The sequence below is a fragment of the Arenibaculum sp. genome, assembly GCF_035998295.1.
GTDB lineage: Bacteria > Pseudomonadota > Alphaproteobacteria > Azospirillales > Azospirillaceae > DASYHS01.
Genome location: NZ_DASYHS010000250.1, coordinates 1 through 8,906 on the forward strand (window position 1 = coordinate 1; position 8,906 = coordinate 8,906).

The window sequence follows — 8,906 nt, forward strand, 5'->3', positions numbered from 1 at the left end:
GCGCAAGCGCGACTGGGAGAAGGAGACGATGGCGGCCATACGCGCGGCGCTGCCGCAGCTCCCCATTCCCCGCCGGAACGCGGTGCCGCCGCCCGCGGACAACGGCGACCCGGCGGTGGCGTGGTTCCGGGAATGGCACCATTGGTGCCTCAGGACCGAGCGCCTGTGGGCGCAGCGGACGGAGCGGGTCGACGAGCGGAACTACGATTCGATCCTGGAGGCGGCGTTCCGGCGGTCGTCCATGGCCGCCGACGCGCTGGCGGCGACCCCGGCCACAACGGTCACCGGTGCATTCTGCAAGCTGTGCGCCTTCGCCTTCTGGTCGCTCAACCAGGGCGACGAGCCGCCGGGCGAGGACGTGCTGGCGGTCTCCGCGCTGCTCGACCTCGACAGGCTGGTGCGCGGCGCGGAAGATGCGCCGCGGGCGTAGGGGCGCCGCACGGTGAAGCGGCGGGCCGGCGGTGCGGCCGGACGCTCCGGCCCCGATCCCAGGCCCGGCGCCGGGCGGCGGGCGAAGGGCCGCAGCAGCAGCGGCAGCCGGGACCAGTCGCGCCGCTCCAGGCGCAGCCAGGCGCGCTCATGCGCCCAGAACAGACCGATCTTCGTCATCAGCTCCAGCGCCGCGATCGAGGTGGCGCCCTTGATGCTGCCGGTCACGAGGTAGCTGACGATGAAGGTGTCGATCCCCGCGGTGACCCGCCAGCTCACCGCCTTCGCGATCGAGGCCAGATGCGAGCGCAGCGCGGCGCCGGCCCTCATTGCGGGTCTCCCGCGCCGGCGCCCGCCGCCGTGCCCGGCGCCGACGAGAGCGACAGGTGGATGCCGCACTCGGTCCTGCCGCGCCCGCGCCAGCGGCCGCTGCGGGCGTCCTCGCCCGGTGCGACCCGGTCGGTGCAGGGCATGCAGCCAATCGACAGGAAGCCGTCGGCCTCCAGCGGGTGGCGGGGCAGGTCGTGGCGGTCGAGATAGGTCACGACGTCGTCGCGCGTCCAGCCCGCCAGCGGGTTGACCTTGATCCGGCCGTCCGCGACCTCGAACGCCGGCAGTGCGGCGCGCGTCGAGCCCTGGTAGCGCTTGCGCCCCGTGATCCAGGCGTCGAACGGGCCCAGCGCGCGGGCCAGCGGCCGCACCTTGCGCAGCGCGCAGCAGGCGGCGTCGTCGCGCAGCCACAGCACGCCCTGCGCGTCCTGGGCCGCCAGCTCGGCCTCGTCCGGGCCGATGCTGCGCACGTCGCCGAGGCCCAGGCGCGCCAGCAGCCGGTCGCGGTAGGTCAGCGTCTCGCCGAACAGCTTGCCGGTGTCGATGAAGATCACCGGCACCGACGGGTCGACCGAGGCCGCCTGGTGCAGCAGCACCGCACTCTCCGCCCCGAAGGAGGAGACGAGCGCGATCCGGCCCTTGAGCCCGCCGGTCAGCACCGGGCGCAGCAACGCCTCGCCGCCGAGATGGCCGTACCGGGCCGACAGCTCCGCCGCCTCGGCCTCGATCCCCTGCGGCTCCGGCTCCTGCGCCGGCTCCTGGCGCCGGAGGGCCGCGGTCACGAGACACCCACCCCGGCGAGACGCCGCCGCAGGAGGGAGACCGGCGCCGCCTCGTCGGCCGCGCGCTGGTAGGCGATCGCGATCCGGCCGAGGGCGGCCGTCCAGGCGGCGGCGTCGCGGTCGTCCGGGATCGCCACCGTCGTGAAGCCGCAGCGCAGCAGGAAACGGTACTGGTCCGGCAGCGTGTGGCCGAGCGCGCGGATCTCGCCCGCGAAGCCGTGGCGCTCGCGCAGCTCGCGCGCGGTCGAGAAGCCGCGGCCGTCGCGGAACTTCGCGAACTCCACCGCGACCAGGGAGACGAGGCCGAGATAGGGGGCCACGTGCTCCGCCAGCTCGCCCGTGCCGAGCTTCACGCCGAGCGGGGCGGTGCGGGCCGCGAGATCGTCGCGCTCGGCCGCCAGCCGGGAGAGGGGGACGATGGCCGGACGGTCGGCCGGGACCGGCGCGCCGTCGGCGACGGTGTGCCAGGCGTCGGGGACGGGGCGTCCCTGCTGGTCAAGCAGCGCCATAGAGGGCCTCCTTGAACGGCGCGTGTCCGATGCGCCGGATGGTTTCGGTGAAGCGCTCGCCCTCGGAGCGCCGCGCGAGATAGGTGCGCACCACGGTCTCGACCGCGTCCACGATGCCGCCGGCGTCGAAGCCGGGGCCGGCGATCTCGCCCAGCGCCGCCTCGGGCCCGGCATCGCCGCCGAGCAGGAGCTGGTACAGCTCCTCGCCCTTCCGGTCGACGCCGAGGATGCCGATATGGCCGACATGGTGGTGGCCGCAGGCGTTGATGCAGCCGCTGATCTTGATCTTCAGCTCGCCGATCTCGTGCTGGCGGTCGATGTCGGCGAAGCGCTCCGAGATCGCCTGCGAGATCGGGATCGACCGCGCGTTCGCCAGCGCGCAGTAGTCCAGCCCCGGGCACGCGATGATGTCGGAGATCAGCCCCGCGTTCGCGGTGCCGAGGCCGATCGCCTCCAACGCCGTCCACAGCGCGTACAGGTCGTCCTGGCGGACATGGGCCAGGACCAGGTTCTGCTCGTGGCTGACCCGGACCTCGCCGAAGCTGTAGCGGTCGGCCAGATCGGCGACCGCGTCCATCTGCGCCGACGTCGCGTCGCCGGGGATGCCCCCGATCGGCTTCAGGCTGACGGTCGCGATCGCGTAGCCGGGCTGGCGGTGCGGGTGCAGGTTGGTCGCGGCCCAGCGCGCGAAGCCGCGGTCGCCGGCCTTCGCCTTCTCGAACGCCTCGCTGGCCGCGGGCAGGGCGGCGAAGGGCGGTGGGGCGAAGTGGCGCTCGATCTGCGCGACGACGGCGGGGTCGAGGGCGTATTCGGCGCGCGGCAGGCGGGCGTACTCCTCCTCGACCCGGCGCAGGAACTCGGCCTCGCCCAGCTCGTGGACCAGGATCTTGATCCGCGCCTTGTAGATGTTGTCGCGCCTGCCGTGCTGGTTGTAGACGCGCAGGATCGCTTCCAGATAGGCCAGCAGCTCGGATTCGGGCACGAACGCGCGCGCGGTCACCGCGAGGAACGGGCTGCGGCCCTGGCCGCCGCCGACATACACGGTGAAGCCGGTCTCGCCGCGCTCGTTGCGGGCCGCGATCAGGCCGATGTCGTGGGTGCGCACGGCGGCGCGGTCCTGCGGCGTGCCCGAGATCGCGATCTTGAACTTGCGCGGCAGGAAGCTGAACTCCGGGTGCAGGGTCGACCACTGGCGCAGGATCTCGGCGTAGACGCGCGGGTCGACGATCTCGTCGGCGGCGGCACCGCAGAAATGGTCGGTGGTGACGTTGCGGATGCAGTTGCCGCTGGTCTGGATGGCGTGCATGTCCACCTCGGCCAGCGCTTCCAGCATGTCCGGCACGTCGACGAGGCGCGGCCAGTTGTACTGGAGGTTCTGCCGGGTCGTGAAATGGCCGTAGCCCCGATCCCAGCGCCGCCCGATCTCGGCCAGCCGGCGCAGCTGGGTCGTGCTCAGCACGCCGTAGGGGATCGCGACCCGCAGCATGTAGGCGTGGAGCTGGAGATAGACGCCGTTCATCAGCCGCAGCGGCTTGAACTCGTCCTCGGTCAGCGCGCCGGACAGGCGGCGCTCGACCTGGTCGCGGAACTGGGCCACGCGCTCGAACACGAAGCGGCGGTCCAGGTCGTCGTAGCGGTAGACGCCGGCGTGGAGGTCGGCGGGGGCGTTCGTGGGGGCGTTTGCGGGGGCGGCGCCCGGATGGACCGATGCCGGCTGCTGCATGTGGGTCATGCGGGATATCTCCTGTCCCGGGGGCTTTCTGGGGGGCTCAGAGCGCGAAGCCGGCGGGTTGTTCGGCCTGCTTGCCGAGGTCGGGGCGGATGCTGGGGCCGAGCGCCTTGACCCGCTCGCGCATGTGCAACGGCACGGGCCGGCCGTCCACGACCGCCACGTCGATGGGGTAGACGTCGAGGACGAGCTGCGCCGCGACGTCCGCCTGGGCCGCCGCCAGCGCCGCGGCGATGTCGGCTGCGGCGAACACCTCGGCCTCCCCGGCGCGCTCGACCCAGCGCCGGCCGGCGCCGAGCCAGACCGCGAGGCCGTCGTCCAGCCGGCTCGCGCCGACGATCTGCAGGTCCCCCTTGGCTTTCACGAGCATGGCAAGTCCCTCATTCCGCCGCGGCCGGCCGGGCGGTCCTGGTGATGACGTCTTCGGCGGGGATGCCCATATGGACCCCCGGCACGATCTCGGTTTCGATCCCGGCGGCGCGCAGCGCCTCCAGCTCATGGCCGCCGGACGCCGGCGGGTCGCCGGGCATCAGGCGCGCGACGCGGTTGCCGGCCAGCGCCGCGGCCGCGGCAAGGGACGCCGCGTCGGCCGCGGGGCCGGCGAAGATGCGCCGCGCGTCGCGGCGGACATAGGGCAGGATGCGCGCGTCGATGGAGGCGTCGTGGACGACGACGTCGGCGTCCTGGATCACGCGCAGCGCCTTCAGGGTCAGCAGGTCCGGGTCGCCCGGGCCGGTGCCGACGAGCGAGACGCGGCCCATGCGCTCCTGGCCGTAGCCGGGGTCGTTGAGGGCGCGCAGCATCGCCGCGGTCGCCCCGGCCTCGTCGCCGGCCAGCACGCGGGCGGCGACCGGGCCGTCGACGACCGCCTCCCAGAAGCGGCGGCGCGCCGTCTCGTCGGCACGCGTGCTGCGGACCGCGCCGCGGAAACGGTCGAGCAGGACGGACAGCCGGCCAAGCTCCGGCTCCAGCGCCGCCTCCAGCCGCTCGCGCAGGCGGCGGACCAGCACCGGGGCCGCGCCGCCCGAGCCGATCGCGATCGTGATCGGGGCGCGGTCGACGACCGCCGGCATCAGGAAGCTGGACAGGTCGGCGCGGTCGGGGACGTTGACGGGGATGCCCCGCTCGCCCGCGAGCCGGACGACCGCGGCGGCCGTGTCGGCGTCGGCGCCATCCGCGAAGGCGAGGACGGCGCCGTCCAGGTCGGCGGCGGCGAAGGGGCGGCGGTGCACCGTCTCGGCCAGCGCCGCCAGTGCCGCGTCCGGTGCCGGAGAGACGACGCGTAGCCGGGCGCCGAAGGAGGCCAGCAGCCGCGCCTTGCGCAGCATGGACTCGCCGCCGCCCGCAAGCAGGACGACGCGCCGGTCCACGGCCAGGGATATGGGGAAGGTTCTGAGTGCCACGGAATGCCACCGCTCCAGTTCGTGAGGGGAGATTCGAAGACGGCTGCCGGCTTGTCGAGGAAAAATATAATTTCAACTAAAGAAATTTGTTAATACCGGGGATAGTGTAAAATGGAATATATCGTTTTATATCAGAGACTTGTGTGGGAAACGGCCGCCGGGCCGCCATTCGCCACGCGGGACGGTAAGGCATCAGCCATGCGTTATCCGCACGGTTCTGCGTGAAAAAACAGCTATCACATCGTCGTGATGTACATTAGGGTGCGGCCGACTCGCGGCTCAGCGGCCGCCCGCGCATGAGACAGAGGACTGCAAGGATGAGTGCCTTCGCCCAGGAGACGGTCACCAGTGTGCGCCACTGGACCGACAAGCTGTTCAGCTTCACCCTGACCCGCAGCCCGACCTTCCGCTTCGCCAACGGCCAGTTCGCGATGATCGGGCTGGAGGTGGAGGGCCGGCCGCTGCTGCGCGCGTTCTCGATGGCGAGCCCCAACTACGAGGACCACCTGGAGTTCCTGTCGATCAAGGCGCCGAACGGTGCCCTGACCTCGCGCCTCCAGCACATCCGGCCCGGCGACAGCGTCCTGGTCGGGCGCAAGCCGACGGGCACGCTGCTGCTGGACAACCTGCTGCCGGGGCGCACGCTGTACCTGTTCTCGACCGGCACCGGCCTGGCGCCGTTCCTGAGCCTGATCCGCGACCCGGAGCTGTACGAGCGGTTCGAGAAGGTGGTCCTGACCCACACCGTCCGCCACGAGGCGGAGCTGGCGCACCGCGACGCGATCACGGTCGGCCTGCCCGAGGACGAGTTCCTGGGCGAGTTCGTGCGCGGCAAGCTCGTCTACTACCCGACCGTGACGCGCGAGCCCTTCGCGACCGAGGGGCGGATCACCGACCTGATCCGCTCGGGCCGGATGGCGGACGACCTGGGCCTGCACGACCTCGACCCGGCCGAGGACCGGGCGATGATCTGCGGCAACCCCTCCATGCTGGCGGAGCTGAAGGGCATGCTCGAGGAGCGCGGCTTCCGCGAGGGCTCCGGGCACGCGCCCGCCGACTACGTCGTCGAGAAGGCGTTCGTGGAGAAGTGAGGGGCGGGGGATCGCTTGACGGTTCTTCGCCCGCCTCAGGTGCGTGATTCCCGGGGCTGCCAGGGATCGAGCAGTTCGATGCCGGCGCCTCGGAAATCGCGGATGTTGCGGGTCGCCAGGACCATGCCGTGACGTTCCGCCGTGGCTGCGAACAGGGTGTCCATCGCCGGCAGCCGCATTCCGCCGGCCGCTGCGCGCGCCATCATGACGCCCCAGGCCTCGGCCGCGGCGCGGTCGAGTTCCAGGACCCGTCCGGCAAACCGCTCCGTCAAGTCCGTTTCCATCCACAGCGTGAGCCGTTCACGCCGGCTGCCCTCGGGCAACCGTTCGATCCCGTGGCGGATTTCGGCGAAGGTGAGAACGCTGAGATGCAGCCGGTCTTCGTCGGTGGCGCTTATCCATGCCGTGACATTCGGGTCGGGCTCCGGCCGGATCAGCTCGGAGACCACATTGGTGTCGAGCAGGTAGTTCACAGCTCGATATCGCGCGGTTCGTCCCGGATGCGTTCGATCTCCACCCGCTCCTCGGCGAGCGGCGAGCGTGCGAAGAACTCGACGAGATCGCCGCGGCGCCGATTCCGGTGCTCCCATTCCCGGGCGGACACCACGACGACGGCCGGCTTTCCGTGACGGGTGACGACCTGCGGTCCCCGGGTCACGGCCTTGTCCACCAGCTCGCTGAAATGGGCACGGGCATCCCGCAGATGCCAGGTGTCAGCGTCCGACGAGTGCTCCGCCATCGTCTCTCTCCCGGCATCGCTCATAATGTACATCGTAGCCACTCTGGCCATAAATGTACATGGTCGCCCCTCACTTCCAGATCGGCCGGCCCAGGGTCGGGATGCCGTAGCTGTCCCACTTGCGGGTCACGAGGTCGACGACGTCCTGCTGCATCTCCAGCTTGACGCCCCATTCGCGGTGCGTCTCGGGCGGCCATTTGTTGGTCGCGTCCAGGCCGACCTTGCCGCCCAGCCCGCTCTCCGGGCTCGCGAAGTCCAGGTAGTCGATCGGCGTGCCCTCGACGACGGTGATGTCGCGGGCGGGGTCCATGCGGGTGCTGACCGCCCACATCACGTCCTTCCAGTCGCGCACGTCGATGTCGTCGTCCACGACGATCACCCATTTCGTGTACATGAACTGGCGCAGGAACGACCAGATCCCCATCATCACGCGCTTGGCGTGGCCGGGATAGGCCTTGCGGATCGACACCACGGCGATGCGGTAGCTGCAGCCCTCCGGCGGCAGCCAGAAGTCCAATATCTCCGGGAACTGCTGGACCAGCAGCGGCACGAACACCTCGTTCAGCGCCTCGCCCAGGACCGAGGGCTCGTCGGGCGGGCGGCCGGTGAAGGTCGAGAGGTAGATGGGGTCGCGGCGCATCGTGATCGCGGTGACCTGGAACACCGGGAACGGCTCGACCGCGTTGTAGTAGCCGGTGTGGTCGCCGTAGGGCCCCTCGTCGCCGTACTCGTCCAGGCTGACCAGCCCCTCGATCACGATCTCGGCCTGGGCCGGGACCTTGAGCGGCACGGTCTTGCAGTCCACCAGCTCGACCCGGCGGCCGCGCAGCAGGCCCGCGAACTGGTATTCCGACAGCGTGTCCGGCACCGGCGTCACCGCGGCCAGGATCGTGCCCGGATCAGCGCCGAGCACGACCGCGGCCGGCAGCGGCTCGCGCTTGCCCGCCGCCTGCCAGCGGTGGTGGTGCTGCGCGCCGCCGCGGTGCTTCAGCCAGCGCATCAGAGTGCGGTCGCGGCCCAGCACCTGCATGCGGTAGATGCCGAGGTTGAAGCGGTCCTCGCGCCGGTCCGTCGGCCCCTTGGTCACGACCAGCGGCCAGGTGATGAGGGGCGCCGGCTCGCCGGGCCAGCAGCTCTGGATCGGCAGCATCGACAGGTCGATGTCGTCGCCGGTCAGCACCACGTCCTGGCACGGCGCGGAGGACACGGTCTTCGGCTTCATCGCCAGCACGGTGCGGGCCAGCGGCACCATGCCCAGCGCCTCGCGGAACCCGCCGGGCGGCTCGGGCTGGCGCAGGAAGGCCAGCGTCTCGCCGACCTCGCGCAGGCCGCCGGGCTCGCGGTCCATGCCCCAGGCGACCCGCTCCACGGTGCCGAACAGGTTGATCAGCACCGGCATGGAATAGCGCCCGCCGTCCGGGCGCACGACGTTCTCGAACAGCACCGCCGGCCCGCCCTCGGCGAGCAGGCGGGTGTGGATCTCCGTCATCTCCAGCACGGGGCTGACCGGCTCGCGGACCCGGACGAGGCGTCCCGACCGCTCCAGGCGGTCCATGAAGTCGCGCAGCGAGGAATAGGGCATCGGGGTCCGTGTCCGGAATGGGCGGGGCCTAACAATCGATGCCCCGCGCGCGGCGTCAAGTCTTTCGTCTGGGTTTAATTCCCTCTCCCTGCGGGCCCACAGGGAGAGGGTTAGTTTTTGGAGAGCATGCGCCAGACCGTGGTCTCGCGCAGTTCCCGGTCCTCCAGGTCCAGGGTGGTCGGCACCGGGTAGCGGGCCAGCGGCTCCAGCCCGTCCTTCGGCAGGTAGGCGCGGCCGGGGTCGCCCAGGACGACCGTGCAGCCCCGGTGCGCCAGCTCGCGGAACCACGCGGTCGCGCGCTCGGCCATCGGG

The 8,906-nt window shown here is 71.5% G+C and carries 11 protein-coding genes and 2 pseudogenes; 3 read left to right on the forward strand and 10 right to left on the reverse strand.

Translation table 11 applies throughout. The features are described from left to right. Positions 1–430, forward strand: a 430-nt coding sequence (locus tag VGO20_RS23545) for a hypothetical protein (protein WP_327504834.1), incomplete at its 5' end; no start/stop codon positions are given. A 12-nt stretch (positions 431–442) separates the two neighbouring features. After that, positions 443–664, forward strand: a complete 222-nt coding sequence (locus tag VGO20_RS23550; protein WP_327504835.1) for a hypothetical protein — start codon at positions 443–445, stop codon at positions 662–664. Here VGO20_RS23550 and VGO20_RS28665 read toward each other — a convergent pair. The 6 genes and pseudogenes from VGO20_RS28665 to VGO20_RS23575 all read right to left on the reverse strand — a co-directional run. Next, positions 628–759: pseudogene (locus VGO20_RS28665) on the reverse strand (DUF2061 domain-containing protein); the annotation flags it as partial. The gene VGO20_RS23550 and the pseudogene VGO20_RS28665 sit on opposite strands and share 37 nt — an antisense overlap. After that, the gene (locus VGO20_RS23555; RefSeq protein WP_327504836.1) at positions 756–1,541 is read right to left on the reverse strand and encodes a phosphoadenylyl-sulfate reductase; all 786 of its coding nucleotides are present in this window, start codon (positions 1,539–1,541) and stop codon (positions 756–758) included. The gene VGO20_RS23555 and the pseudogene VGO20_RS28665, both read right to left, overlap by 4 nt. Continuing rightward, on the reverse strand, positions 1,538–2,050 hold the full coding sequence (locus VGO20_RS23560; RefSeq protein ID WP_327504837.1) for a DUF934 domain-containing protein: 513 nt from the start codon (positions 2,048–2,050) through the stop codon (positions 1,538–1,540). Before VGO20_RS23560 ends, VGO20_RS23555 begins: the two co-directional genes overlap by 4 nt. After that, on the reverse strand, positions 2,037–3,782 hold the full coding sequence (locus tag VGO20_RS23565; RefSeq protein WP_327504838.1) for a nitrite/sulfite reductase: 1,746 nt from the start codon (positions 3,780–3,782) through the stop codon (positions 2,037–2,039). The genes VGO20_RS23560 and VGO20_RS23565 overlap by 14 nt, the downstream gene beginning before the upstream one ends. Before the next feature lie 37 nt (positions 3,783–3,819). Further along, positions 3,820–4,149: a DUF2849 domain-containing protein gene (locus VGO20_RS23570; protein ID WP_327504839.1), complete on the reverse strand. Its 330-nt coding sequence runs from the start codon at positions 4,147–4,149 to the stop codon at positions 3,820–3,822. 10 nt (positions 4,150–4,159) lie between these two features. Further along, complete coding sequence (locus tag VGO20_RS23575; RefSeq protein ID WP_327504840.1) at positions 4,160–5,182, reverse strand: SAM-dependent methyltransferase; 1,023 nt, start codon at positions 5,180–5,182, stop codon at positions 4,160–4,162. A gap of 317 nt (positions 5,183–5,499) precedes the next feature. Here VGO20_RS23575 and VGO20_RS23580 point away from each other — a divergent pair, with 317 nt between their 5' ends. Next, positions 5,500–6,273, forward strand: coding sequence for a ferredoxin--NADP reductase (locus tag VGO20_RS23580; protein WP_327504841.1), 774 nt, complete (start codon positions 5,500–5,502; stop codon positions 6,271–6,273). 35 nt (positions 6,274–6,308) lie between these two features. On the opposite strand, the gene VGO20_RS23585 is transcribed toward VGO20_RS23580, so the two are convergent. The 4 genes and pseudogenes from VGO20_RS23585 to VGO20_RS23600 form a co-directional block, all read right to left on the reverse strand. After that, positions 6,309–6,746, reverse strand: coding sequence for a type II toxin-antitoxin system VapC family toxin (locus tag VGO20_RS23585; RefSeq protein ID WP_327504842.1), 438 nt, complete (start codon positions 6,744–6,746; stop codon positions 6,309–6,311). Continuing rightward, a complete protein-coding gene (locus VGO20_RS23590) occupies positions 6,743–7,012 on the reverse strand; it encodes a type II toxin-antitoxin system Phd/YefM family antitoxin (protein ID WP_327504843.1) in 270 nt (89 codons plus the stop codon). The genes VGO20_RS23585 and VGO20_RS23590 overlap by 4 nt, the downstream gene beginning before the upstream one ends. 70 nt (positions 7,013–7,082) lie before the next feature. Continuing rightward, on the reverse strand, positions 7,083–8,594 hold the full coding sequence (locus VGO20_RS23595; protein WP_327504844.1) for a UbiD family decarboxylase: 1,512 nt from the start codon (positions 8,592–8,594) through the stop codon (positions 7,083–7,085). 110 nt (positions 8,595–8,704) lie between these two features. Beyond that, positions 8,705–8,906 (reverse strand): annotated as a pseudogene (locus VGO20_RS23600) (methyltransferase); the annotation flags it as partial.